The organism is Marinomonas sp. SBI8L (assembly GCF_001624705.1).
GTDB lineage: Bacteria > Pseudomonadota > Gammaproteobacteria > Pseudomonadales > Marinomonadaceae > Marinomonas.
The window spans coordinates 1-244 of record NZ_JSEO01000068.1 but is presented as its reverse complement, the minus strand read 5'-3'; the positions used below and the strand labels follow the sequence as shown (position 1 = coordinate 244).

Genomic DNA, 244 nt, shown 5'->3' with positions numbered 1-244 from the left:
ATACATGGGGCTATAGCTCAGCTGGGAGAGCGCCTGCTTTGCACGCAGGAGGTCTGCGGTTCGATCCCGCATAGCTCCACCATTACTTACTTATTCTGTGACTCATTACCCAAAGCTCTAAGCAAGTTGTTGTTACTTCTTTAAGGAACAAACAATCACTGACTTAGCGCTTTGCGCTAAATGCTCTTTAACAATTTAACTTTTTGAATAGATCGAAATAACAAACACAATCTTCGGATTGAGT

General features: G+C 42.2%; 1 tRNA gene. It reads left to right on the top strand.

Going from position 1 to position 244, the window contains the following annotated elements:
* Nucleotides 1–6 precede the first annotated feature (6 nt).
* Nucleotides 7–82: transfer RNA gene (locus OA91_RS23950), tRNA-Ala, on the top strand.
* Nucleotides 83–244: the final 162 nt, after the last annotated feature.